We start from the raw sequence: 24,558 nt of genomic DNA, 5'->3' as shown, positions 1-24,558 counted from the left end.
ACCTCTTTTCATTCTAGGGGAAGACCCCTATTTTTTTTCAACATCATTATACTCCCTCTTATGTCGTATTGCAATATATTTATGAAATTTTATTTGTGAAAAAAATGAAACAAAAAGAACCGACCAAATTTGGTCGGTTTGTACTATTTTCTTACTAATTCTGCTCCTTTTTCGAGAGCTTTTTCGTTTAATGGAATTAAATGAGCTTTAGTTTTTCCAAACACTTTCTTTAAAGCTTCTAAAACTGATTCAACCTTAACAGCTTTAGTTAACTCTAAATAAGCACCTAGCATAACCATGTTAGCAACCTTACCATTTCCTAATTCTACTGCAATTTCATTCGCTGGAATATAGTAAGCGTTTATATCATCTCTTTCAGCTTTCCTATCTATTAATGAACTATTTATTAATAAGTTGCCACCCTTAACAACAAAACTTTCAAACTTGTCTAATGACGGTCTGTTCATAACTATAGCAGCAGTAGCTTCTGTTACTATAGGTGAACCTACTGGTTCATCTGAAACTATAACGTTACAGTTTGCAGTACCTCCACGCATTTCTGGTCCGTAAGATGGAAGCCATGATACATTTTTACCTTCTATCATACCTGCATAAGTCAATAGCTGACCCATTGACATAACACCTTGGCCACCGAATCCTGCCATTATTACTCTTTCTTCCATCTTATTTCACCTCCTCAGGTGTTCTGAAGTTTCCTAATGGATAATAAGGTATCATATTTTCTTCAAGCCACTTTAACGCTTCTGTTGGAGTTAATCCCCAGTTAGTTGGACAAGTTGAAAGAACTTCAACGATTCCGAATCCTTCACCTGCTAACTGAACTTCAAAAGCCTTCTTTATAGCTTTCTTAGCTTTTCTAATATTAGCAGGATTATGAACTGATACCCTCTCAACAAATTTAGCTCCGTGAATTGTAGCAAGCATTTCTGCTACCTTTAATGGTCTACCTGCATGATTTTCATCTCTACCATATGGAGCAGTTGTTGCTTTTTGTCCTACTAATGTTGTTGGAGCCATTTGTCCACCTGTCATACCGTAAATAGCATTATTAACAAATATTGTAGTTATTTTTTCTCCACGATGAGCAGCATGAATAATCTCAGCAGTACCAATTGAAGCTAAGTCTCCGTCTCCTTGATAAGTAAATACTACACTATCAGGATGAACTCTCTTTATACCAGTAGCAACAGCTGGTGCTCTACCGTGAGCAGCTTCATGCATATCACAGTTGAAATAATCGTAAGCAAAAACTGAACATCCAACTGGAGCTACACCGATTGCTTTACCTAATACATCTAATTCCTCTAAAACTTCAGCTACTAATCTATGAATAATACCATGCGTACAACCAGGACAATAATGGAATGGCTTATCTGTTAAACCCTTAGTCCTTTCGAAAACCTTAACCATTACCTTTCACCCCCTGCTATCTTCTTAATCTCAGCTACTATAGCGTCTGGCTCTGGTACCATACCACCTGTTCTACCATAGAAATAAACTGGTTTTCTACCGTTTATAGCTATCTTAACATCATCAATCATTTGACCAGTACTCATTTCTACTGTTAATATTCCTTTAGTTTTATCACTTATCTTTTCGAAAGCTTCATCTGGGAATGGCCATAATGTTATTGGTCTGATTAAACCAACTTTTAATCCTTCAGCTTCACACTTAGCTATAGCATTTTTAACAACCCTTGAAGTAGTACCATAAGCTACTACAACTACATCTGCATCTTCAAGGTTATAAGTTTCATATCTTACTTCATTTTCTTTTATAACTTTATATTTTTCTTCTAATCTCCAAACATGATCTTCTAATTCTTTTGGATCTATAAATAATGAATTTATAATATTTGGTTTTCTTTGTCCTTTTGTCCCAGTAGTTGCCCAATCCTTAGGTGGTAGATTTCTTTTCTTAGGCTCTTTAAATTCAACTGGTTCCATCATCTGACCGATCATACCGTCTCCTACAACCATTACAGGAATTCTGTATTGGTCAGCTACATCAAATGCTTCCATAACTAGATCAACAGTTTCTTGTAATGTAGCAGGTGCATATACAACTGTTCTATAGTCTCCGTTTCCACCACCTCTAGTGGATTGATAATAGTCAGATTGAGCAGGTTGAATACCTCCTAGGCCAGGGCCTCCTCTAACTATATTAACAATTACACAAGGTAATTCTGCACCAGCTATATATGAAATACCTTCTTGTTTTAATGCTATACCAGGGCTTGATGAAGAAGTCATTACTCTTGCACCAGCTCCTGCTGCACCATATACCATGTTTATTGCAGCTACCTCACTCTCAGCTTGTAAAAATACCCCACCAACTTTTGGTAGCTCTCTAGCCATATATTCAGGAAGCTCATTTTGTGGTGTAATTGGGTAACCGAAGAAATATTTACAACCAGCTTTAATAGCTGCTGCACCTATGGCTTCGTTACCTTTCATTAAAATCTTAGCCATTTATTTCCCCTCCTTAATAATTATTCTTCTATTATTCTCTCAACTTCTATAACAACATCAGGACAAATTGTTGCACAGTTTCCACAGCCTATACACTTATCCATTTCGATAACTGTAGCTGGATGGTAACCTTTAATATTAATCTTTTCTTTGTTCATTACAACAATGTTAACTGGACATGCAGTTGTACATAATTCACAACCCTTACATAAATCTTCTTTGAATGTTACCTTTCCTCTAGCTTTAGCCATTTACAACCCTCCCATTTTTAAATTTAAAATTGAAAATTTAAAATGTAAAATTATTGAATTCATAAAATTTTTAGATATATTAAATATTAATTTTACATTTTCAATTTTACATTTTTAATTCGATTGCATGTAGTGCAATCAAAGCATCCATTCTTCCCTCATATAAAGCGTTATTGGAAAGATTTCACCTTTAAGGTTTGACGGAAGTTCTTTAGCAACATGTTCTAAAGCAACTATATATTTAATTGGAATATTCAATTTTTTCGATACTTCCTCAGCCAATTTTTGCCCCTTGAGAACATCTTCTACAGTAGTACTTTTAAGTAGATGCGTATTGTTAATAAGCCCTGTTACTTTTGCTCTTGAAGCCCTTTCAATTTCCCTCAAGTACTTTATAGTATTCTCTACTTCCTGAGTTTCAGGTCTATTAGCATTTATTACAAAGAACATATCATATTTACCTTCTTTGAAATAATTATGATATCTTCCAAGAGCTCTAGCTCCAACAGGGTCCCCACCTACATCTAGTACTACATCATAACTTTCATTTTGTAATGGAGCAAAAATCTCAGCAGATACAGCAGGTACATCCGCCGCTAAAGCATTAATTGAGCTTCCTATTACTTTGATTCCCATTTCAGATAATAAACTTTCCTTTTCTCTACTTCTAAAATATGGATTAACAACATCTAAATCAGCTAATGCAACTTTTCTACCATAATTAGCTAATTTAACTGCATAGTTTACTGCAAACTCTGTCTTTCCACTTCCATAATGTCCTGTTATAATTCTGATTCTCTTATCATTTAGCATAAAATTCACCTCTAACTGTATACCTTTGCTTCCTCTTCTCCTCTTAATACTCTTAATCCACCTTCTGCTAGAGCTATCATTTCATCTTCCCCTGGATATACAAACACCTTAGAAATAAAGCTTACTCTATCTATAATCCACTTTGTAAATTCTTTATCGTAAGCTATACCACCAGTTAGTATTATCCCATCAACTTTTCCTTCTAATACAGCAGCTAAACTTCCAATTTCTTTGGCAACTTGGTAAGCCATAGCTTTATACACTAATTCTGCCTTTTTATCTCCATTTTTTATCATTTTAACTACTTCTCTAGCATCATTTGTTCCAAGATATGCAACTAATCCACCATTACCTTTAATTTTCTTCTTCATTTCTGCTAATGTGTATTTTCCTGAGAAGCAAAGTTTAGCTAAATCTCCTACTGGAAGTCCTCCAGTCCTTTCTGGTGAAAATGGTCCTTCACCATCTAACGCATTGTTAACATCTACAACTCTACCTTTTTTATGAGCTCCTACAGAAATTCCTCCTCCTAGATGAGCTACTATTAAGTTTACTTCATTGTAGCTCTTTCCTAATTCTTTCGCTGCTCTTCTAGCTACAGCCTTTTGATTTAATGCATGGAAAATACTCTTTCTTTCTATTTCAGGCATACCTGATATTCTAGCCACATCTTCCATTTCATCAACAACAACTGGGTCAACAATAAATGCTGGTATGTTTAACTGAGATGCTATTTCATGTGCTAAAATACCACCTAAGTTTGAAGCGTGTTCACCAAGAACACCAACTTTTAAATCTTCAAGCATTCTTTCATTTACTTTATAAGTTCCACCGGCTATTGGCTTAAGTAATCCACCTCTACCAACTACAGCGCTTAATTTAGTTAAATTAATGCCTTTTTCATTTAGTGTTTCAAGTATAATATTTTTTCTGAATTCATATTGATCATATATTTTTTCATATTTTGCTAATTCTTCAGTAGAATGTCTTAAAGTCTCTTCTAAAACTGGCTTTTCATTGTCATATATAGCTATTTTTGTAGAAGTTGAACCAGGATTTATAATAAGCAATCTGAATACTTCGCTCATATTTACTCTCCTTTCTATTTATTTAGTAGCCATTAATACACCAAGAGCAATTGAATTTAACTTAGCACTTTCGCTATCAGCTCTTGAAGTTAAAACTACAGGAGCTTTTGCACCTACAATCACACCTGCATTTTGTGCCTTTGATAAGAATACTAAAGCTTTATAAAGCACATTACCTGCTTCAATATATGGCATTAACAATATATCAGCATCTCCAGCTACAGGATGTTCTATTCCTTTATGCTTAGCAGCTTCTTTTGATATTGCATTGTCTAATGCAAAAGGTCCCCCAACAATACATCCTGTAATCTCACCATTTTTATTCATTTCTACTAGTTTTTCCGCATCAACAGTAGCAGGCATCTTAGGATTTACCTTTTCTTTTGCACAAATTACTGCTACCTTTGGATTTTCAATATCTAGTGAATGAGCTACAAATACTGCATTTTCGATGATTTGTTTTTTCTGTTCTAAATTTGGAGCTATATTCATAGCTGCATCTGTTACAAATAAAATCTTATCGTAAGTTTCAATATCAAATACTGCAACGTGACTTAATACTTTACCTGTTCTAAGCCCTATTTCTTCATCTAAAACAGCTTTTAGTATTATTGAAGTATCCACTAATCCTTTCATTACCATATGAGCCTTGCCACTACTTACAAGCTCAACAGCTTTTCTTGAAGCTTCTTTTAAATCTTTTAAGTCTATCACTTCAAAATCATCTAAATTCATTCCAATTTCATCAGCTATTTGAGTTATTTTCTCCTTATCACCAACTAATATTGCATCAGCTATTCCCATTTCTTTAGCTTGTTTAACTGCGATAAGAACTTCCTTATCTTGTGCAGCTGCTACTGAAATAGTTTTAGGTCCTCTTTCTTTAGCTAACCTTAAAACATCTTCAAAACCTCTAATCATCTATTTTCACCTCGTTTTCATATATTTTTTCTTTCTCCTTACCTGAAAGCACTCTTAAAACTCCTTCATTTAATGCTTCCATCTCATCTTCACCCGGATAAACAATAACAGGTGCTATAAAGCTAACCATATTCTTAATATAATCTGTTAATAAATCAGAATATGCTAATCCTCCTGTCAAGATAATTCTATCAACCTTACCTTCTAAAACAGTTGCCATAGCACCTATTTCTTTTCCGATTTGGTAAGCCATTGCATCAAATACTAATTTAGCCTTCTTATCTCCATTTTTAATCATTTCAACTACTTCTTTGGCATCATTAGTTCCTAAGTATCCTACTAAGCCACCTTTTCCTCTAAGCTTAGTTTTAATTTCCTTGTAAGTATATTTTCCTGAATAACACATCTTTATCAAATCTCCTACAGGAAGTCCTCCCGTTCTCTCTGGTGAGAAAGGCCCCATTTCATTTGCATTGTTTACATCAACTATTTTACCTTTTTTAACAGGTGCTACTGAGATACCTCCGCCAAGATGAGCAACTATTAAGTTTAGATTTTCTAGCTCTTCACCTAATTCTTCAGCCGCTCTATGCGATACAGCTTTAATATTTAATGCATGTAATAATGATCTTCTTGGTATTTCGGGCATGCCTGAAATTCTAGCTATATCATCAAATTCATCAACTGCAACAGGATCTACTATGTATGCTTTAATCCCTTCTTTATCTGCTATACCTTTTGCTAACATTCCACCTAAATTTGAAGCGTGTTCACCTTGCACTCCTACTTTTAAATCATCAATCATCTTTTCTGTTACTAGGTATGTCCCCCCAGGCATTGGACGCAGTAGTCCTCCTCTACCTACAACAGCAACCAAAGATGAAGTTTCAATTCCCTCTTCTTCTAGCCAGTCCATTATAAGTTTAAGTCTATATTCATACTGATCTGTTATTTTGTCAAATTTCTCTAAATCACTTGCCTTGTGCTCAATTTTCTTTAGGATAACCTTTTCCTTTCCCTGATAAATAGCAACTTTCGTTGAAGTTGAACCAGGATTAATAGCAAGTACATATTTCCTTTCCATAACTTCACCCCTATATTTTTTCTAACGTTTATTGTATGCAATATATATGCCAACTATAATGTTGAAAGAATCTTTTAGAAGTAAAAGCTAGAACAATCTATTTAACATAAACAAAGCTGTAAAGGATAAACCTTTATAGCTTTTAATGATTCTATCCTAAATTTATTATGCAAAATTTTGCATGCATTTTTTTGCATAGTCCGTTTATTTTGCATTTTTTTGCACACTAATTTATGTTGTATTTTTCCATTTTATAGTATAAGCTTCTAATAGAAATTCCTAAAGCTTTAGCTGTTTTAGTTTTATTATTTTTATACTTCTTAAGAGTTTTAATTATTAATTCTTTCTCTAATTTCGATACAGCTTCTTCTAATGTGATATCTTCTAAATCATCAATATCTTCAGTTTGGACTAGATTTTGTTTATCATATTTAACATAAGAATCTATCAATGGTATGTGTTTAACATCAATAACACTCTCACAATGTTTCATGTTTATTATTGCTCTACCAATAATATTTTCTAGCTCTCTAACATTCCCTGGCCAATCGTGTTTTTTTAGAATATCCAATGCTTCTTTAGTGATATCATTAATCCTTCTACCATATTCCTGATTAAATTTTTTAATAAAATGTATAACTAAAAGATATATATCATCTTTTCTATAGCGCAATGCAGGAATGTTAATCGGTATAAAATTTAACCTATAATATAAATCTTCTCTGAATCTTCCTTCCTCAACAGCCTTTTCTAAATCCAAATTTGTAGCAGTAATTATTCTAACATCTATAGGTATAGGTTTTGTACCTCCTACCCTTACAATCTCCTTTTCCTGTAAAACCCTTAAAAGTTTAGCTTGTGTATTTAAGCTTATATCTCCAATTTCATCTAAAAAGATAGTACCGCCGTTTGCCTGTTCAAATAATCCCTTTTTACCACCTTTTTTTGCTCCTGTGAAAGCTCCTTCTTCATATCCAAACAATTCACTTTCAAGTAAATTTTCACTTAAAGCCGCACAATTAACTCTAACAAACTGACGAAATTTTCTATCGCTTTCATTATGGATTGCATGAGCAAATAACTCTTTACCTGTACCACTTTCACCTCTTAATATAACTGTAGCTGGAGTGCTTGCTGCCTTTTTAGCTTTCTCAATCGCCTTAAGTATTAATTCATTTTGTCCAACAATATCATCAAAAGTATATTTAGCTTCTAGCTTTCTAATTATCTGCTTTGCTGCATTTAGCTCTTTATTTAGCTTTATAATTTCAGATACATCATGCAAAACTCCGACGCTGCCTCTTAATTCTCCATCAACTATAATTGGTGCAGCTGTAGCTATTACTTCTCTTTTATTTGGTCCTACGATTAATCTAGCATTTCTTATAGGCTTTTTAGTAGCTAAGACTTTCATATGAACACTCTGTCCTTCTACTAAATCTATAGTCGCAGGTTTCCCTAATATATCTTCTTCACTCAAGCCAGTAAGCTCAGTATATGCAGGATTGACCATAACATTTATTCCATTTTGATCTACTACCGAAATAGCATCTTGTGTAGAATTAAAAATAGCTTCAAGCATGCTCTGTATTTCTTTTAAATTTGTTATCTGGGTAGCTAAATCTAATATTTCTGTAACATCTCTAAAAACAGCTACAGCACCTATTATTTCTCCATTTTCATCCTTTACAGGCATTCTGTTAGTAATTATTTTTATGTTACCTAAGTCTTGTTGCCTATTTAATTCATAATCTCCAGTTTCTAATATATGCATAAGTCTTGTATTTAATATAACTTCATTTACGGGTTTACCCAAAGCATATTTACTGTCAATACCTGTTAGTTTTTCAGCAGCTTTATTAAATAAAGTTATTATTCCTTGCTTATCTACTGCAATCATTGCATCATGGGTAGAATCAAGTATTACTTCTAATTCTCTTCTCAAATTAGCCCACCTCATGTTTAAAAAGTTGAATTTTCATCTGTTCTCTTTTTTAAATATATCTTAAAAACCTTCGGATTTAATTTTATTATTTCTACTTTAGAAGGCTTTTTTATTTCTATATCTACATTATGAAGTCCTTCTTTTAAGTTATCAAGATTAGCACTTATTTTTATATCATCTTTAGTTAATGCATTCATAGTGCTTTCAACAGCTGTAAAAGTAACTGTTAGCTTTTGATCAGATTTATCTTTGTCAATTTCTAACTCTGTATCTAAATTGATAAAGTTAATCTCATCTATATCAAACTCAAATGTCTTTTCAACTTTCTTTTCAATCTCTACTTTAACATTTACTGAATCATTTCCATCAACTACTTCAATTCCATCAGGTAAAATTAAAGGTGTTATTTTGCTTATACTCTTTGCAATATAATCGACATTTACAGGCTCTGTTTCTATTACTTTTATATCTTTTATTACTTCCTCTGAACCTCTAATTTTTACATGGTCGGGCTCTGAAATAACATTTATTATTTCATATCCTATCAAAGGTGTGCCTGTGATTCGTGGTTTGATCGGAACATCTTTCACCTTTAATATAGGTATTTTTACATCTACAATATTTGGTTCTTTAATAATACCTTCTACCTCTTTACCTCTATCATTTACAGCTTTCAAAGGTACGCTTGTAATTATATCTTCAGTTGAATTATTTAAATTTACATATGCAATAACATTTGTTACTGAATTAACCCATGTTCTCGGCCCTTTAATATAAACTGTGCTTGGCTTTACTATTCCTTTTCCTGCACTATATCCCACACCTTCTTTTCCCGTTAATCTCAATATAACGGGTTTTTGTTTCTGCACAATTTTATCGAATTTAAAAACTACCTGTTTAGGATAATAATCTTCTATTTCTATTCTACTATCATGAGTCCTTACTTCAATATCAACTCTATGCGAACCTTCTTTATATCCACTCAAATCAGCCTGTGCGATTATATCATCTGCAGTTATATCTATTAATTCTTTTCTTCTGCCAGATAGCTTAACTTTTACTGTTACCTCTTTAGGTTCCATAAGAGTTATGCCTGAAACCTGCAAAGTATCAAGATTTATCAGTTCTACTTTTATGTTCTCGATTTCTTTCGTTATTTTAGGATTTACATCACTCATAACATAAGTCCATAATATAACTGCGAAAAAAACGGCTATTATTTTTATAGTAATATTCCTATTCTTGCTTCTCGCCATTTTTTATCCTCCATCTAATAAATAGTCCGCGTCTCATTTCATTAGTAATATAAATATCCTCTAATATTTTTTCTAACGTTTTAATATCAACATAACGAGAAAGTTTCCCATTATCAGCAATTGATATAACACCAGTTTCTTCTGAAACTATTATAGCCAAAGAGTCTGATTTTTCAGTTATCCCTAGTGCTGCTCTATGTCTTGTACCTAATTCTTTGCTAAGATTCATATTTTCAGTTAATGGCAAAAAACATCCTGCAGCTTTTATAATATCGTCTTTTATTATTACCGCACCATCATGCAGCGGAGTATTAGGTATAAAAATATTAATTAAAAGACCACTTGATACTTTTCCATTAATTAAAGTACCGGTTTCTACTACTTCATTTAAACCCGTTGTTCTTTCTAACACTATTAAAGCTCCTATTTTCTGCCTTGATAAAGATGCCACAGCTTCTAATATTTCGTTTATAACATTACGAATGTTCTCATCTTCTATTTCAATAATTGTCTTCGTTAAAAATCTACTTCTGCCAATATACTCTAATGCTCTTCTTAATTCTGGTTGGAAAACTATAAGAAGGGCTATTACTCCAACTGTCATGGTTTTTTCAAGAATCCAATTTATAGTAAACAATTGCAGCCATTCACTTATTTTCGTAGCGACTAGTAAGACTATGATACCTTTAATTAACTGTTCAGCTCGTGTCTCTCTAATAAGCATAAAGAGCTTATAAAAAGCAAAAGCCACTATAGCAATATCTATAATATCTCTTATCCTAATATTTATAAATAGTTCCTTTAAAAACTGCATTTTAACACCCCTGGATATTTTTCTACCTAAATAAAATTATACAATATATATTACCTGGTATAAATACATAAACAATATTTTGGGTATAGTGTTCTACTGTAGTTTACTTTGATTAATTGTACTCATTGTAGCTTTATAAGATATTTTTAACTTATTTAACAAATTTTCAGAAATTCCTTCTACTTTTTCATTTAAATAATCAATTGTCGGTAAAATTTCATATTTGTATTTCCCAGCAGAAATATATCTATTTACCCAAGTAGGGATATATTCTACATTTTTAATTCTCGTACTATTTTGTGCAAAATCTTTTTCTAAATGAATCTTAACTATTACCCCATCTTCAGTATATCTGTTTTTTATAGTTTCATATCTTTGATTAGAAATAAAGTTACCCATAGAATATATCACATATTTTACTTGTCCATTTATTGTTTTTAACTCAGCTTTCTGTATAACATGAGGATGACTGCCTAATATAATATCTGCTCCCCAATTAAACATTTTTTCTGCTAATGAAATTTGGAATTCGGATGGTTTTCTCTGATATTCGTTACCCCAATGGATAATTATTACTACAATATCTGCTTTTTCTTTTGCAATCCTTATATCCTCTTTAATCTTATCTTCATCTATAAAGTTAATCATATATTTCAATTCTTCTTCTGTTAGTCTTGATTCAAGTCCATTACAACCATAGGTATATGACATAATAGCAACTTTAATACCTTTAACATCTTCAATAAGTACTTCTTTTCCAGGTTCTTTATATGTACCAACATTTTTTAGCCCAAATTCATGTATATTTTCTATTGTTTCAACTAATCCTTCCCTACCTGCATCTAAGCTATGGTTGTTCGCTGTTGATAAGATATCAAATCCTATATCTCTAAGTGTCTTTATAGCTGATTTGGGGGTATTGAAAGTAGGATAGCCTCTAAAGCCGTGTTCTGGACCTGCAGTTACTGTTTCAAAATTACCTATAGCTAAATCTGCACTTTCAATGTATTTTTTTACTGATTTAAACATATCATCGAAATTATATACTCCATTTTTTACGTCTAGTGCACTTTTTAGCTGAGGAGTGTGAAACATTATATCTCCAGTTGCTACAATAGTTGCTTGAACTTTGTAATTTTGTTTAAGCTGCATTTCTAATACTTCATCAGGCTTTTTATAATATACAATTTTATTTTTAGGGCTTGTCTCATATTTATCTGTAATATACCCTGTTAAAAAGAGAAAAACAAATAAAAAAAATATAGAAATGCTCAAAATTAATCTTTTTCTTTTCATATAAGTCACCTTTACTGTTTTTATTCTTCCTAATTCTATTTTAAACCTTTTATTCCTGTTTGTTAATTAAATTATTTTTTTTATTTATTCTATTAAACCTTTCTCCTGATTCAATTATATATCTGTTCAATTTAGCCTGGCTGTTTTTCCAAATATATATTATATACGGAATAAATAGTATTGCTAAAACTGGTACTCTAGACATCAATATAAAGTCAAATATACCGTGAATAATAACTGGTATAAATAAAGATTTTTTTAGATTTAATTCTCTTTCTGTCAAATTATTTGTAAATTTTGATATTGAAAGATAATAACCCATAGTTACTGCAAAAATTGCATGGGCCGGTACTGAAAGTATCCCTCTGTATAGACCAACATAAGAGTTGTAACTAAACCTAAAAACTACATACATAACATTTTCAACAGTAGCGAAACCTAGAGCTGAAAATATAGAATATACTATACCGTCTAGCTTTTCATCAAAGTATTTACTATTATATACAAGTCTTAGTACCACTTCTCTCTTGAAAAACTCTTCTGTAAAACCCGCAACTACAAATGCTGTATAAAATGCACTTAATATCCCAGTAAAAAAATTAAAAGAAGCTAAAAATCTTTCTACTATAATAGTCGGAATTACAGATAAAGCTCCAAATATAAATGTTTTAAACAAAAGAGATATTGGTTCTCTATCATATCTATCACTAAGATAAACTGCATATGCAATTGATATTGCTGGAGTTATGGCTATTATAAAAAGTCTTACAAACAAATCTTTCATCCTCTCAAAATACATGCACATTTTTATTTATATTATTTACAATAGAACCTATGTTATACGTTTCTACGAAAATAAAAAAGAGAGTATCTATCTACTCCCTTATCATTATCGTAATCTATTTAAATCGAAGATTTTGTCATCTTTTCTTGTATTCAAATCTTACCATTTTGCTCTTTTTTGAAAAAATCCCCTTTTTAGTCATTGCTCCTTGTATAAAGCAGAATATTCCAAGACCTAAAAAAACATCTCCTATACTTATCATTTTAGGAAATGGATATGGTTTTACTAATGGTATAATATCTCCTAAAATAGGAAATCTAGTAGACTCAGTTATTAATGTATGTGTTATAATCATATCATTTTTTAGCATTTCTAGATTAGATATTAAATTTGCCGCTTTTAATCCTTCAGGTGATACAGGCATTCTACCACCATTTGCAACAATAACTATAAAATTAAGAAGTGTTCCAATAAAGACTAATATCATAGATTTGTTTTTAAAATTAAGTATAAGTCCAATAAAGATTAAAATATAAGATAAACTATGTACATAAACAAAATATTTATCAACAAAAGTGCTTATTACTCCAATATTTTTTATTTTTAAATACACACTTGCAAATTCAATAATAAAACCTAAAACAAAAAGATACCAACCTCTAATCTGTACTTTCCCGATATTTTCTAGTTTTCCCCCTCTAACCTTACCTACAACTAGAGAAGTTGCCATTGACTCAATTAGCATTAGCTAGCATCTCCTTCTCGTCTTCATTTCTCATTATCTTCACAAACATCTTGGCAAATTCTGGATTGAACTGTGTTCCAGCATTTTTTTCAATCTCACTAAGTGCTACTTCTTTTGACAATGCCTTTCTATAAGGTCTATCAGATGTCATTGCATCATATACGTCTGCTATTGCAAGTATTGCTGCTTCTGCAGGTATTTCATTTTCTTTAAGTCCATCAGGATATCCTTTCCCATCATATCTTTCGTGATGATGTCTTACTATATCTGAAACTTCTTTCAAAAAGTTAACTCCTTTTAATATTTCAGCACCTATTGATGGATGCTTTTTTATTTTTTCATACTCTTCATCAGTAAGTTTACCTGGCTTCTTTAATATTTGGTCATCAATGCCTATTTTCCCTATATCATGCAAAATTGCTGCATTTTTTATATTTTCAATTCTTCTATCAGAAAGGTCCAATGCTTTGGCTAACTTAACTGCATATTTACCTACTCTTTCAGCGTGCCCCCTAGTATATGCATCTTTTGCTTCCATCGCATTTGTAAGAGCTTGAATAGTCTCCATATACACATGCCTCATATCCATATATAATTTATATGAATATCTTGCTAATAATAGTGGGCTAAAAAATATCATTACGGCAAAAGCACCATATGAAATATAGGCTAAAGCAATTATTAAACCTAATGTTCCTATAGCAGTAGTATTAGGTATAAAGCCTTTAAGATTTTTCATCCACATTTTTATAAGACTTTGACCACTTAGTATCGACATTAACTCTGCCATTATTACAGTATTTAAAAGAATATATACAATAACAGCTAATAAGATTGGTAATGGATTAGTTATAAAACTACTTAATCCTATAATACCTCCCGTTTTAATATATACAATTCCTGCTAAACCAGTTGTAATAACAATCTGAGAAACATTAAATATAGTCTTATATATTGGAGTATTAAATAAATGTACATAACCTCTACCTGGTACTTTTACCGTTCTTAACAGAACTCCTGTAGCTGTTACTAACGCTCCAATCAAAGGTCCACCTACTATAATAGAAGCTAAACTTACAGCAAAACCAACAGAAACAGCCGCCCCATTAATTAATTGAATTAACAAGGATTCTGAAACTACTGAGAGTATACTAAAGAAAAGTAACCCCTTCATACTGTATACATCAAAGCTATGTATCATAAAAACCATCATAGCCACAGCAAGCAAACATAAAAATAAAATATATAACTTCAATTTATTTGGTATTTGCGACATGTCAATCCTCCTTGCCTCAAAAGAAAAGGCCGGCTAAGTATTAAACTAAAACCAAGTAAAGTTTGCCCCACTTGCTAATATTAAAGCTAATAAGCTTGTTAATACCATTAATACTTTTTTCATCGAATATAGCCCCCTTTAAGTATATACTCTGTTGGTTCGCTATTCCAACAGGCTATACTCGCTTCGCTAAAGAGAAAAAAAGTCAAAATAAAAATAAAAGTTAGCCGGCCTAATTACCACTGTAATGTCTAATAATACTTCTATTTATTGCATCTAATGTTGCCTTTACTACTGCTTCTTTTTTGTCTCTATTGACAAAAGCACAACCTGATAGCAGCTTTTCATGGTTAGTAGTAACAAAGGTAATAGCTGATACTACAACCTCTCGTCCTGCTAACCCAACAGTTTTTATATCCTCAAGTATAAAGTTATCTTCAATTCCTAAGAATTTCTCAACTGCCTTTAACGTAGCAGTTCCTAGAAGTCTTTGAGAGTTTGAAACAGTATTTACTCCTGATATTTCTCCTTCAAAAATCTCTTCATCTTTTTCTAATATAACTTTAATAAATACTTTTGTCCCTGATGTCGAAAACTCAATTGCTTTGAGCTTTAATCTAAAATCCTTATTTTCAGCTACTTTTTCATCAATTTGAGCAATACTTATTTTTTTATGATCTATATCTAACCCAAATCTTGATATTAAACCTGACTGCACATCTCTAGAAATTTGTTTTGGACTTCTTTTTGTATCTGAAAGTATATGTATCTCTTGAATGCTACCGTTTTCATCAGCAACAATTTTACATGAAAGAACAGATTTAATCTGACTAATAAATTGTTCTATATCCTTTATAATCATATTATCACCTTCGCTTGTTTTTTGGACTAACTTATTTATTCTACAAGATATTATTTTTTCCTTTATTTTTTGTTTAATTTATTAAAAAAATTAAAAACATCCCGAAACGGGATGTTTGCAAATATTTTTATATTATTTTTTACATTATTTACTAAAAGTTTTAAACTTCTCAGTTTTAACACCACAAATCGGACATTTTTCAGGAGCTTCTCCTTCTACAGTATAACCACAAATTTCACATACATGTAAATCTCCAAATTCTACATCTTTACCAGAATCTACAGCTTCTTTTGCCTTAGTAAAAAGAGCTGCATGTGTTTTCTCTGCCTCATATGCATATTGCATTGAGATTGTAGCTTTTTTCTCTCCTTGCATTTTAGCTACTTCTATAAAAGCAGGATACATCTGCTCAACTTCAAAATTCTCTCCATCTATAGCTCCTTGTAAGTTCTCTGAAGTACTACCTAAACCAAATCCAGCTCCTGCTGTAACTGAAAAGTCACCTTTTTCATCTTTTAAAGCCTTAAAATGGCTCGTAGCATGAATTTCTTCAGCGAATGATATTGCTCTGAATAATCTTGCTACGTTACTGAATCCTTCGTCTTCTGCTTTAGCTGCCCATACTTTATATCTCATATGAGCTTGACTTTCTCCACCATATGCTGAACGTAAGTTTGTTGCTGTCATTGCATTCATCTAAATACCCCCTACCCTATTTTTCTTGTCCGTCTTATTAATACCCATATAAAAAACCTTTAAACAATTTTTTAAAAATAAAAGAGGGAACAAAGTCCCTCTTTCAATACTAAATAAATAAGTTAACATTTGATTCTTCAGCTGCTCCTAAGAAACTTGCAACTCCTCCTATTTCTACACCATCTATTAACTCTTCTTTAGTTATTCCCATTACATCCATAGACATATTACATGCAACTAATCTTACACCTTGATTCTTAGCTTGTTCAATCAATTCTTCTAATGAAGAAATATTTTTCTTCTTCATTACACTTCTTATCATTTTAGCACCAATGCCCATCATGTTCATCTGTGATAGTTTTAACTTTTTACTTCCTCTTGGCATCATCATACTAAACATTTTATCCATAAAGCCTTTTTGTACTTTTACCTTCTCTGGTTTTCTTAATATGTTAAGTCCCCAGAATGTAAAGAACATTGTAACCTTTCTACCCATAGCAGCTGCTCCATTTGCGATTATAAATGAAGCTATTGCTTTATCTAAATCTCCACTGAATACAATTATTGATTTACCGTCATTTGCAGCTTGTACTACATTGCTAGTATTATTCTCTTTTGCAGCAATATTTCCACCTGTACCTTTTCTAATAAAAGCTACAAATTCTTTAGGTCTTTTTTCTGTCTTTATCAAAGTATTACCAGTTCTTTTGCACCAAGTTTTTATATCATTTACAAATCCAGGGTCTGTTGCAGTTACTTCTAGAATATCTCCATTTTCTAATGTCTTCATTCTCTCATATACCTGCATTATCGGTCCTGGACACTGCAAGCCGCAAGCATTCAACTTTACAGTTTTCCCTTCTAGTTTATTTACATCTATTTCTTCTGGCTCTCCATCTTCATTGAAATCTACATTAGAATCACAAGTAACTCCTCCACATTTTGAAGCTCCATCTTCATCTTGACAGAAGATACAACTATAAGTTGTATATCCTCCACTTAAATTCTTAACCTTCTTAAAGCCATTTTGTTTTAAAATTCTAGCTGCTAAATACCCTCTAAGTCCTATAGCACAATATGTTATTATTAATTTTTCTTTATCTAATTCATTCAATCTATCCCTTAACTCATCTAATGGTATATTAATTGAGCCTTCAATATATCCTAATTCTCTTTCAATTTCATCTCTAACATCAAGAATAATTACTTCGTTTTTATCTAATTTTTCTAACTCATTGCACATTATAACATCTACGTCTCTTTTTAGTATGTTTTCTGCTGTAAAACCTACCATGTTTACAGGGTCTTTTGCTGATGAGTAAGGTGGTGCATAAGCAAGTTCTAATTCCTTAAGGTCGTAAATTGTACCTCCAAATCTTATTGCAGATGCAATAACATCTATTCTCTTATCTACACCATCATAACCTACTATTTGAGCACCTAATATTTTTCCTTTTAAGTTAAATATTAATTTGATTGTCATTGGTATTGCTCCAGGATAGTATCCTGCATGTGATTTTGAATGTATAAGCGCTATTTTGTAATCTTTACCATATTTTTTGCCCATTCTGTTTAATATCTTTTCGTTATTGCCAGTTGAAGCAACTGTTAAATCAAATACTTTTGCTATTGAAGTACCTTGTGTTCCTTTGTATTTTTCTGATCTACCTGCAATATTATTTGCTACTATTCTACCTTGTTTATTTGCAGGTCCAGCTAGTGGTATCATAGTCTTAGAACCATTTACAAAGTCAACTACTTCAATTGCATCTCCTATAGCAAAGATATTTTTATCTGATGTTCTTAGATACTCATCAACAATTATTCCGCCTCTTTGGTTAACCTCAAGGCCACAATCTATAGCTAATTTACTGTCCGGTCTTACTCCGATCGCAAGTATTACTATATCAGCATCTAAAGTCTTACCGCTTTGAAGTGTTACTTTAGTTACGCCATCTTTATATTCAAATTCTTTAACTCCATCTTTTAGATATAATTTTACATTTTTAGATCTAATATGTTGATGAACAATCTGAGCCATATCAAAATCAATAGGACCCATAACTTGGTCTGCCATTTCTACAATAGAAACTTCCAAACCTCTATCATAAAGGTTTTCTGCCATTTCTATACCGATAAATCCACCACCAACAACTACTGCACGCTTAGGCTTTTTATTATCTATATATTCCTTTATCGCATCTGTATCAGGTATATTTCTTAAAGTAAATATATTAGGTGAATCAATACCTGGAATAGGTGGTTTAATTGGGCTAGCACCTGGAGATAATACTAAATAATCATATGATTCCTTATATACTTTTCCGCTATTTAAATCTTTTACTTTTACTTCTTTTTTCTCTCTGTCTATTGATAATACTTCGTTTTTCACTCTTACATCGATGTTAAATCTCGATTTCATTTTTTCTGGAGTCTGAACTAATAAAGCATCTCTTTGCTCAATTGTACCGCCAATATAATAAGGTAAACCACAGTTTGCAAATGAAATATGCTCACCTTTTTCAAACATGATGATTTCAGCAGTTTCATCGAGCCTTCTAAGTCTTGCTGCCGTAGAAGCTCCTCCAGCCACACCACCTACAATTAAAACTTTTTTTGACATAAAAATTCCTCCTTGTTAATCTTTTAATTAATATATATTAATAATTAAATTGTATTGTTAAAAAAAATACAAAATTGAGCATGAAAAGCAAATTAAAATATAGCTTTTAAAATTTTCTTAACATCTTCGTTAACTAAATAGTATTTAATCTCTACACCATGTCTCCTGCCTTCAACAACACCAGCTGCTTTTAACTTTGCTAAATGTTGTGATATTGTTGATTGAGGCATGTTTAAACAATTTTGTATTTTAGTTACATTGCATCCTTCTTCGTCTAAAAGCCCTTTAACTATACATAATCTTACTGGATGTGCAATAGCCTTTAATATATCAGCTTTTTTAGTTAATTCCTCGATTTGATTTACTATTTCTTTTATAAGTCATCACCTCGTTCTATCTGTATATTTTAATATTACAATATATAAAAGAAATTGTCAATTTTATTCTATTCATATTGTTTAATTTATGGTAGAATAGTATAAGCACACCTAAATTCAAATATCACTTCATAAATTCTTTCATTTCTCTAAAAACTAAATCACATATTTTTCAAATTTCTTCTTATAAATATTACATATACTGATCCCTACTTTTTTTGATAAATTTTCAGAAAATAATACATGGAGGTGATTCTACTGAAAAAATTAGAATTTAATAAAATAGACATAAAAACTAAACTGTATATAATGCTTATACTGCCAATTTCTTTTATATTACTGGCACTTATTATTGATACTCCAACTAATATAGTAAATGGAATTTTCAAAATAATAATTCATCCAGATGTTCTTATAACAGATTATATTAAAGTCGGTGGATTAGGTGCTGCTTTAATTAATTCCGCTATTCTTACTCTAGTGAATATTTATATTATATGGAAACTTAAAATAAATATTAATGGGCCAGTTATAGCAGCTATTTTTATAATCATGGGTTTTGCTTTTTTCGGAAAAAATATTTTTAACGTTTGGCCTATTTATATTGGAGGATATATTTATTCTAAATATCAAAAAACAAATTTCAAAAATGTCATATTGATTACTATGTTTGCAACTGCATTATCTCCTTTAGTAAATGAATTTGCTTACGGGTTAAACCTTCCTATTCCTATTGGTATATTATTAGGTATTTTGGTAGGAATATTAGTTGGATTTATAATTCCTCCACTTTCAGCACATATGCTAAGAGTACACGATGGTTACAATCTATATAACATAGGATTTGCAGCAGGTTTTATTGGAACAATAATTATGTCAATTATGAAAAGTTATGGTTTCATCGTAGAAAACCAAATTATACTTTCTAATGAACACGACATACTTCTAAAAATATTTTTTACTGTATTTTTCTTAACATTAATTACATTAGGTTACTTTTTTAATAACAAAAGCTTTAAAGGTTATAAAAAACTGCTTTGGTTTACTGGAAGACTTATTACAGACTTTACACTACTAACAGGCTTTGGTTTGACTTTAATTAATATGGGCTTAATGGGGCTTATAGGCATAATTTATGTTATAATATCAGGTGGGGTAATTAATGGACCTGTTATAGGTGGATTGTTAACTCTTGTCGGTTTTTCATCTTTTGGTAAGCATCCTAAAAACTCTATACCAATTTTATTAGGTGTATTATTAGGCAGTGTTTTAATCACAAAAAAGATAACCCCAACTATTCTAATAATTACTGGTCTATTTGGAACTAGTATGGCCCCAATATCAGGAACTTATGGTTACTTGGCAGGAATACTTGCTGGATTTATTCATTTATCTGTAGTAATGAATGTTGGATATCTTCACGGAGGAATTAATTTATATAATAACGGTTTTTCAAGTGGTATTGTTGCTACTATACTAGTACCAATTATTGATGCCTTCAAGAAGGAGGATTAATATGAAACATGAGATAAAAAGAATATCAAAAATTCTTGATGAGTTAATTACTTTCTGTTTTCTCCACGGTACTAACAACATGAATATATCCTTAGAAAATCATGAAGATTATTTTAAGATATATCTTGAAATTGATAATATAGATTGTAATGATGTTAGAGTTCAGCAGCTTAAAGAACTTTTAAACTACCCAAGACAATCAGAAGTAGAAGAGTATTATTGGGAATTAGCTGGTGAATGTGATAGTGATACAGAGCTTACACTTGTAGGAATGATGGTGGATAAAGCAGAAGTAAATTTTGATGGAACTTCTCTATCTATAACTTTATATAGGAATAAATAACAAAATCTTTAATTTGAATAAATTTAGGAATATTTTTCCTATATCCATAAACGGAAATTATATTTTAAATTAGTTTTGATTTAATAAGGTATATAAAAAAGAGGGATATTAAATCCCTCATATTTTTTTGCTTTTTACTCTTTCTATAAGGTCCTCTACCTTTTCTTTAATAATATCTCTTGTTTTTCTAAATTCTTCTATAGGGCCACCAGAAGGGTCTTCGAGCCCCCAATCCTCACTATGGTCACATGGTACATAAGGACATACTACACCACAACCCATAGTTATTAAAATATCTATTTTTTCAGGTATATCCGATAAAAGTTTAGGATAATGGTCACTCATATCAATTCCCACTTCTTCCATAACTTGAACTGCCTTAGGCTTAACTTCTGGATACTCTTCTGTTCCCGCTGAATATACCTCTAATACATCTTTACCTAAATGCTTTGCCCAGGCTTCTGCCATCTGTGAACGACAAGAATTATGAACACAAACAAAAGCAACTTTTTTCTTCACTAAAATTCCTCCTCAGATTATTATTGATATTTTACTACCAAGAATGTTTAAATAAATGTTTTGTCTTATTTGCTATTCTAACAAGCGTTAGCATAAGTGGTACTTCAACTAATACACCAACAACTGTTGCTAATGCTGCACCTGACTCTAGACCAAATAGTGATATTGCTACAGCTACTGCTAATTCAAAAAAGTTACTTGCACCTATCAAAGATGCTGGCGCAGCTATATTATGTGGTAATTTCCATGCCTTTGCCCATCCATATGCAATGAAAAATATAAAAAATGTTTGAATTATAAGTGGAATTGCTATAAGTCCTATATGGATTGGGTTATTAATAATTACTTCCCCTTGGAATGAAAAGATTATTATTAATGTTAGCAATAATCCTATAACAGTAATATTATCAAATTTTTTTAGAAACACATTTTCAAAATATTCCATACCTTTTCTTCTAATTATATACTTTCTAGATAGATAACCACCAGCTAATGGAATTACTACAAACAATATAACTGAAAGAATCAAAGTATCATATGGTACTGTTACATTACTAACTCCAAGTAAGAATGCTACTATAGGTGTAAAAGCAAATAATAAGATTATGTCATTTACTGCTACCTGAACTAATGTATAAGCTGGATCTCCTTTAGTTAGATGACTCCACACAAATACCATAGCAGTACATGGTGCCGCTCCTAATAAAACAGCTCCTGCTAAATATTCGGAAGCTAAATCTGGTTGTATTAATGATTTAAAAACAACTTTTAAGAAAAAACTTGCAATTAAATACATAGTAAATGGTTTAATAAGCCAGTTAGTTATACACGTTACAGTTAAACCCTTTGGTTTTTTAGTAGCTTTAATAATACTAGAAAAGTCTATCTTTAGCATCATTGGATAAATCATAAGCCAAATAAGTATGGCAACTGGTATTGAAACTTTGGCGTATTCAAACTTGCTTAGTACTTGTGGAAAAGCCGGAAATAATTGACCTATTGCTACACCTATTATTATACATAATGCTACCCATATGGTCAGATATTTCCCAAAGAAATCTAATCCTTCACTTTGCTTTTTTACTTGCTTAGACATACTGTACCTCCTTATATATATTCAAATGTATATATGCTTAAATTAACATATAACAAATTCATGAGTCAATATAATTTTTGTGGTAAATTAAGATATTAAAACCCATCACAATATCTTAATATAGCATTAGTCACAGATATGCTTAAATAAGCGTAATATATTACTACAAAATATATTTTTCAGGAGGGGTAATAATGGACATGAAAAAATATCCTTATTATGAACTTGCTAAAGCATATACTCCCTATCAGATAATGGGTAAAATATATTGTCCTGAAGAAGCATTAAAGAAAGGAACTATTTTCCCTGAACTATATATGCCGTATAAACCTGTCAAGAAGTAATAATTTGGAGGTGTTTTCTGTGGATTCAAAACAATTAGATATGCTAAAAGAAATAATGGAAATATGCTTTTGCTTAACTGATATAAACTTATACCTTGATACCCATCCAAATGATGAAAGAGCTGTAGCCCTTCACAATACTTTTTCAAAGAAATATAAAGAACTTACAAATATGTATAATATGAAATATGGACCTCTAACTAATTATGATTTAAGTAAATATCCATGGGAATATACAAAAAGCCCTTGGCCATGGGAAATAGAATATTGATAGGAGGTTAAGTTATGTGGATTTATGAAAAGAAACTACAATATCCAGTTAGAGTAGATACTTGCAATCCAACTCTTGCAGCTATGATATTAGAACAATTTGGAGGTCCAGATGGTGAACTTTCAGCAGGTATTAGATATTTAACCCAAAGATGGGCAATGCCTACTGATCAAGCAAAAGGTATTTTAACTGATATAGGAACTGAAGAGTTTGCACCACTATGCTATCAATGAAAAATTCATAGGTGGCAGCTTGCCACCCATTTTAATATCGTGATACTTCTTCCCCTTTATCGTTGTAGAGTATTCCTGTGTCCCCATCGTTGTTCCAGATATATTTTTTAGTCCACTTTAAATCACCTGTAGATTTACCACTCGCAATTGTAATTGTAGCTCCTGCTTTAAGAATGTACCCGTCTGGGAAATTAAAGATTTGATTTCCTTCCTCTGATACTAATTTCCAGCCAGTCATGTTTATATCTTTATCAGTAGTGTTCTGTATTGTAACTATCTCTTTGCTTAAATCTATATTCTTAATAATAACACTAGCATTAGTTTTAGTAACATTAGTATTAGCTGTGTTAGTTTCAGTAGTTTTTGAATCATTATTTGTATTTACACTATTTACACTTGATTTTGTTGAATCATCATTTGATTTTAAATCAACCTTGCAAGGTTCTTTATTGAATTTAATATTAACACCATCAGAAGTTGCAATTATAGTTCCTAATTCATCTGTTCTAAATACTTTTATTCCCATTTTATCTAGTCTTTTTAAAACCTCTTTATGAGGATGTCCATAATCATTATCTTTCCCAACTGATATGACTGCAAATTTAGGGTTAACTCTTTCTAAAAACTCATAATTCGTTGAAGTTCTGCCACCATGATGCCCAACTTTTAAAACATCTGCCTTTAAATCATAACCTAGCTTTATCATTTCTTCTTCTGAATCCTTTTCAGCATCGCCAGTGAAAATAAAAGAAGTGTTTTTATAAATTAATTTATTAACTATTGAATATTCGTTAGTTTCATCATACTTTTCAGAATTTGGAGCAATTATTGTAAACTTCAAGTCATCTGTATCTATGATACTCAATCCGCCTTTTGCTCGCGTAATTTTCAATCCTTTATTTTTTATTTCTTTT

General features: G+C 31.4%; 27 protein-coding genes. 5 read left to right on the top strand and 22 right to left on the bottom strand.

The features are described 5' to 3' along the window. Positions 1 to 143: 143 nt before the first annotated feature. The 19 genes from AB4Y15_RS09225 to AB4Y15_RS09135 all read right to left on the bottom strand — a co-directional run bounded on the left by AB4Y15_RS09225 (position 144) and on the right by AB4Y15_RS09135 (position 19,275). Positions 144 to 683, bottom strand: a complete 540-nt coding sequence (locus AB4Y15_RS09225) for a 2-oxoacid:ferredoxin oxidoreductase subunit gamma family protein (protein ID WP_427339951.1) — start codon at positions 681 to 683, stop codon at positions 144 to 146. A 1-nt stretch (position 684) separates the two neighbouring features. After that, positions 685 to 1,431 (bottom strand): thiamine pyrophosphate-dependent enzyme, encoded by a 747-nt coding sequence (locus AB4Y15_RS09220; RefSeq protein WP_427339949.1) that lies wholly within the window; start codon positions 1,429 to 1,431, stop codon positions 685 to 687. After that, positions 1,431 to 2,492: a 3-methyl-2-oxobutanoate dehydrogenase subunit VorB gene (locus AB4Y15_RS09215; protein WP_427339947.1), complete on the bottom strand. Its 1,062-nt coding sequence runs from the start codon at positions 2,490 to 2,492 to the stop codon at positions 1,431 to 1,433. Before AB4Y15_RS09215 ends, AB4Y15_RS09220 begins: the two co-directional genes overlap by 1 nt. A 20-nt stretch (positions 2,493 to 2,512) precedes the next feature. Continuing rightward, positions 2,513 to 2,743, bottom strand: a complete 231-nt coding sequence (locus AB4Y15_RS09210; protein ID WP_035164795.1) for a 4Fe-4S dicluster domain-containing protein — start codon at positions 2,741 to 2,743, stop codon at positions 2,513 to 2,515. 138 nt (positions 2,744 to 2,881) lie between these two features. Then, positions 2,882 to 3,556 carry a nucleotide-binding protein gene (locus AB4Y15_RS09205; protein ID WP_427339945.1) on the bottom strand — a complete coding sequence of 225 codons (675 nt, stop codon included), beginning with the start codon at positions 3,554 to 3,556 and terminating at the stop codon, positions 2,882 to 2,884. An 11-nt stretch (positions 3,557 to 3,567) separates the two neighbouring features. Then, positions 3,568 to 4,644, bottom strand: coding sequence for a butyrate kinase (buk, locus tag AB4Y15_RS09200; protein WP_427339943.1), 1,077 nt, complete (start codon positions 4,642 to 4,644; stop codon positions 3,568 to 3,570). Positions 4,645 to 4,662: 18 nt separating this feature from the next. Then, positions 4,663 to 5,565, bottom strand: coding sequence for a phosphate butyryltransferase (gene ptb, locus AB4Y15_RS09195; RefSeq protein WP_427339941.1), 903 nt, complete (start codon positions 5,563 to 5,565; stop codon positions 4,663 to 4,665). After that, positions 5,558 to 6,649 (bottom strand): butyrate kinase, encoded by a 1,092-nt coding sequence (gene buk, locus AB4Y15_RS09190; protein WP_427339939.1) that lies wholly within the window; start codon positions 6,647 to 6,649, stop codon positions 5,558 to 5,560. The genes ptb and buk (AB4Y15_RS09190) overlap by 8 nt, the downstream gene beginning before the upstream one ends. Before the next feature lie 226 nt (positions 6,650 to 6,875). Next, positions 6,876 to 8,594, bottom strand: a complete 1,719-nt coding sequence (locus AB4Y15_RS09185; RefSeq protein ID WP_427339937.1) for a sigma-54 interaction domain-containing protein — start codon at positions 8,592 to 8,594, stop codon at positions 6,876 to 6,878. 17 nt (positions 8,595 to 8,611) lie between these two features. Continuing rightward, a complete protein-coding gene (locus tag AB4Y15_RS09180; protein ID WP_427339936.1) occupies positions 8,612 to 9,850 on the bottom strand; it encodes a CdaR family protein in 1,239 nt (412 codons plus the stop codon). Further along, positions 9,831 to 10,664 carry a diadenylate cyclase CdaA gene (gene cdaA / locus AB4Y15_RS09175; protein ID WP_427339934.1) on the bottom strand — a complete coding sequence of 278 codons (834 nt, stop codon included), beginning with the start codon at positions 10,662 to 10,664 and terminating at the stop codon, positions 9,831 to 9,833. The genes AB4Y15_RS09180 and cdaA overlap by 20 nt, the downstream gene beginning before the upstream one ends. A gap of 93 nt (positions 10,665 to 10,757) precedes the next feature. Next, positions 10,758 to 11,960, bottom strand: coding sequence for a CapA family protein (locus AB4Y15_RS09170; RefSeq protein ID WP_427339933.1), 1,203 nt, complete (start codon positions 11,958 to 11,960; stop codon positions 10,758 to 10,760). A 49-nt stretch (positions 11,961 to 12,009) separates the two neighbouring features. Beyond that, positions 12,010 to 12,744, bottom strand: coding sequence for a PrsW family intramembrane metalloprotease (locus tag AB4Y15_RS09165; RefSeq protein ID WP_427339931.1), 735 nt, complete (start codon positions 12,742 to 12,744; stop codon positions 12,010 to 12,012). Positions 12,745 to 12,880: 136 nt separating this feature from the next. Then, positions 12,881 to 13,489, bottom strand: a complete 609-nt coding sequence (locus tag AB4Y15_RS09160) for a DUF5317 domain-containing protein (RefSeq protein WP_427339929.1) — start codon at positions 13,487 to 13,489, stop codon at positions 12,881 to 12,883. Beyond that, a complete protein-coding gene (locus AB4Y15_RS09155) occupies positions 13,479 to 14,765 on the bottom strand; it encodes an HD-GYP domain-containing protein (protein ID WP_427339927.1) in 1,287 nt (428 codons plus the stop codon). The genes AB4Y15_RS09160 and AB4Y15_RS09155 overlap by 11 nt, the downstream gene beginning before the upstream one ends. A 232-nt stretch (positions 14,766 to 14,997) precedes the next feature. Continuing rightward, on the bottom strand, positions 14,998 to 15,627 hold the full coding sequence (locus AB4Y15_RS09150; RefSeq protein ID WP_427339925.1) for a hypothetical protein: 630 nt from the start codon (positions 15,625 to 15,627) through the stop codon (positions 14,998 to 15,000). Positions 15,628 to 15,771: 144 nt separating this feature from the next. After that, the gene (locus AB4Y15_RS09145; protein WP_427339923.1) at positions 15,772 to 16,323 is read right to left on the bottom strand and encodes a rubrerythrin family protein; all 552 of its coding nucleotides are present in this window, start codon (positions 16,321 to 16,323) and stop codon (positions 15,772 to 15,774) included. 109 nt (positions 16,324 to 16,432) lie between these two features. Next, a complete protein-coding gene (locus AB4Y15_RS09140) occupies positions 16,433 to 18,946 on the bottom strand; it encodes a CoA-disulfide reductase (protein WP_427339921.1) in 2,514 nt (837 codons plus the stop codon). A gap of 92 nt (positions 18,947 to 19,038) precedes the next feature. Further along, on the bottom strand, positions 19,039 to 19,275 hold the full coding sequence (locus tag AB4Y15_RS09135) for an ArsR/SmtB family transcription factor (protein ID WP_427340066.1): 237 nt from the start codon (positions 19,273 to 19,275) through the stop codon (positions 19,039 to 19,041). Positions 19,276 to 19,632: 357 nt separating this feature from the next. Between AB4Y15_RS09135 and AB4Y15_RS09130 the strand changes: the two genes are divergently transcribed. After that, positions 19,633 to 20,838, top strand: coding sequence for a DUF1576 domain-containing protein (locus AB4Y15_RS09130; RefSeq protein WP_427339919.1), 1,206 nt, complete (start codon positions 19,633 to 19,635; stop codon positions 20,836 to 20,838). A 1-nt stretch (position 20,839) separates the two neighbouring features. Next, complete coding sequence (locus tag AB4Y15_RS09125) at positions 20,840 to 21,181, top strand: hypothetical protein (RefSeq protein ID WP_427339917.1); 342 nt, start codon at positions 20,840 to 20,842, stop codon at positions 21,179 to 21,181. Between the two features lie 117 nt (positions 21,182 to 21,298). Here AB4Y15_RS09125 and AB4Y15_RS09120 read toward each other — a convergent pair whose 3' ends face one another. Beyond that, positions 21,299 to 21,700, bottom strand: a complete 402-nt coding sequence (locus tag AB4Y15_RS09120; protein WP_069650806.1) for an arsenate reductase ArsC — start codon at positions 21,698 to 21,700, stop codon at positions 21,299 to 21,301. A 34-nt stretch (positions 21,701 to 21,734) separates the two neighbouring features. Further along, the gene (arsB, locus tag AB4Y15_RS09115) at positions 21,735 to 22,796 is read right to left on the bottom strand and encodes an ACR3 family arsenite efflux transporter (RefSeq protein ID WP_427339914.1); all 1,062 of its coding nucleotides are present in this window, start codon (positions 22,794 to 22,796) and stop codon (positions 21,735 to 21,737) included. 194 nt (positions 22,797 to 22,990) lie between these two features. On the opposite strand from arsB, the gene AB4Y15_RS09110 reads away from it, so the two are divergent. From AB4Y15_RS09110 to AB4Y15_RS09100, 3 genes are read left to right on the top strand one after another with little or no spacing between them, the layout of a single operon-like run. Beyond that, a complete protein-coding gene (locus AB4Y15_RS09110) occupies positions 22,991 to 23,140 on the top strand; it encodes a spore coat associated protein CotJA (RefSeq protein WP_427339912.1) in 150 nt (49 codons plus the stop codon). Positions 23,141 to 23,159: 19 nt separating this feature from the next. Beyond that, positions 23,160 to 23,411, top strand: a complete 252-nt coding sequence (locus tag AB4Y15_RS09105; protein WP_035163871.1) for a spore coat protein CotJB — start codon at positions 23,160 to 23,162, stop codon at positions 23,409 to 23,411. 14 nt (positions 23,412 to 23,425) lie between these two features. After that, positions 23,426 to 23,644, top strand: a complete 219-nt coding sequence (locus tag AB4Y15_RS09100; RefSeq protein ID WP_427339910.1) for a manganese catalase family protein — start codon at positions 23,426 to 23,428, stop codon at positions 23,642 to 23,644. 31 nt (positions 23,645 to 23,675) lie between these two features. Here the strand turns inward: AB4Y15_RS09100 and AB4Y15_RS09095 are convergent. Beyond that, a partial coding sequence (locus AB4Y15_RS09095) for a lamin tail domain-containing protein (RefSeq protein ID WP_427339908.1) occupies positions 23,676 to 24,558 on the bottom strand: 883 nt, incomplete at its 5' end.

Origin of the sequence: Caloranaerobacter longqiensis (genome assembly GCF_050286925.1) — a bacterium.
GTDB lineage: Bacteria > Bacillota > Clostridia > Tissierellales > Thermohalobacteraceae > Caloranaerobacter.
Note: the sequence above shows the minus strand (reverse complement) of the source record. Positions and strands in the feature narration are given on the sequence as shown.

Bases quoted from the DNA above. Each gene is read 5' to 3' on its own strand.
- AB4Y15_RS09225 (WP_427339951.1), bottom strand. From the start codon at position 683: ATGGAAGAAAGAGTAATAATGGCAGGATTCGGTGGCCAAGGTGTTATG.
- AB4Y15_RS09220 (WP_427339949.1), bottom strand. From the start codon at position 1,431: ATGGTTAAGGTTTTCGAAAGGACTAAGGGTTTAACAGATAAGCCATTC.
- AB4Y15_RS09215 (WP_427339947.1), bottom strand. From the start codon at position 2,492: ATGGCTAAGATTTTAATGAAAGGTAACGAAGCCATAGGTGCAGCAGCT.
- AB4Y15_RS09210 (WP_035164795.1), bottom strand. From the start codon at position 2,743: ATGGCTAAAGCTAGAGGAAAGGTAACATTCAAAGAAGATTTATGTAAG.
- AB4Y15_RS09205 (WP_427339945.1), bottom strand. From the start codon at position 3,556: ATGCTAAATGATAAGAGAATCAGAATTATAACAGGACATTATGGAAGT.
- buk (WP_427339943.1), bottom strand. From the start codon at position 4,644: ATGAGCGAAGTATTCAGATTGCTTATTATAAATCCTGGTTCAACTTCT.
- ptb (WP_427339941.1), bottom strand. From the start codon at position 5,565: ATGATTAGAGGTTTTGAAGATGTTTTAAGGTTAGCTAAAGAAAGAGGA.
- buk (WP_427339939.1), bottom strand. From the start codon at position 6,649: ATGGAAAGGAAATATGTACTTGCTATTAATCCTGGTTCAACTTCAACG.
- AB4Y15_RS09180 (WP_427339936.1), bottom strand. From the start codon at position 9,850: ATGGCGAGAAGCAAGAATAGGAATATTACTATAAAAATAATAGCCGTT.
- cdaA (WP_427339934.1), bottom strand. From the start codon at position 10,664: ATGCAGTTTTTAAAGGAACTATTTATAAATATTAGGATAAGAGATATT.
- AB4Y15_RS09170 (WP_427339933.1), bottom strand. From the start codon at position 11,960: ATGAAAAGAAAAAGATTAATTTTGAGCATTTCTATATTTTTTTTATTT.
- AB4Y15_RS09165 (WP_427339931.1), bottom strand. From the start codon at position 12,744: ATGAAAGATTTGTTTGTAAGACTTTTTATAATAGCCATAACTCCAGCA.
- AB4Y15_RS09160 (WP_427339929.1), bottom strand. From the start codon at position 13,489: ATGCTAATTGAGTCAATGGCAACTTCTCTAGTTGTAGGTAAGGTTAGA.
- AB4Y15_RS09155 (WP_427339927.1), bottom strand. From the start codon at position 14,765: ATGTCGCAAATACCAAATAAATTGAAGTTATATATTTTATTTTTATGT.
- AB4Y15_RS09150 (WP_427339925.1), bottom strand. From the start codon at position 15,627: ATGATTATAAAGGATATAGAACAATTTATTAGTCAGATTAAATCTGTT.
- AB4Y15_RS09145 (WP_427339923.1), bottom strand. From the start codon at position 16,323: ATGAATGCAATGACAGCAACAAACTTACGTTCAGCATATGGTGGAGAA.
- AB4Y15_RS09140 (WP_427339921.1), bottom strand. From the start codon at position 18,946: ATGTCAAAAAAAGTTTTAATTGTAGGTGGTGTGGCTGGAGGAGCTTCT.
- AB4Y15_RS09130 (WP_427339919.1), top strand. From the start codon at position 19,633: ATGCTTATACTGCCAATTTCTTTTATATTACTGGCACTTATTATTGAT.
- AB4Y15_RS09125 (WP_427339917.1), top strand. From the start codon at position 20,840: ATGAAACATGAGATAAAAAGAATATCAAAAATTCTTGATGAGTTAATT.
- arsB (WP_427339914.1), bottom strand. From the start codon at position 22,796: ATGTCTAAGCAAGTAAAAAAGCAAAGTGAAGGATTAGATTTCTTTGGG.
- AB4Y15_RS09110 (WP_427339912.1), top strand. From the start codon at position 22,991: ATGGACATGAAAAAATATCCTTATTATGAACTTGCTAAAGCATATACT.
- AB4Y15_RS09100 (WP_427339910.1), top strand. From the start codon at position 23,426: ATGTGGATTTATGAAAAGAAACTACAATATCCAGTTAGAGTAGATACT.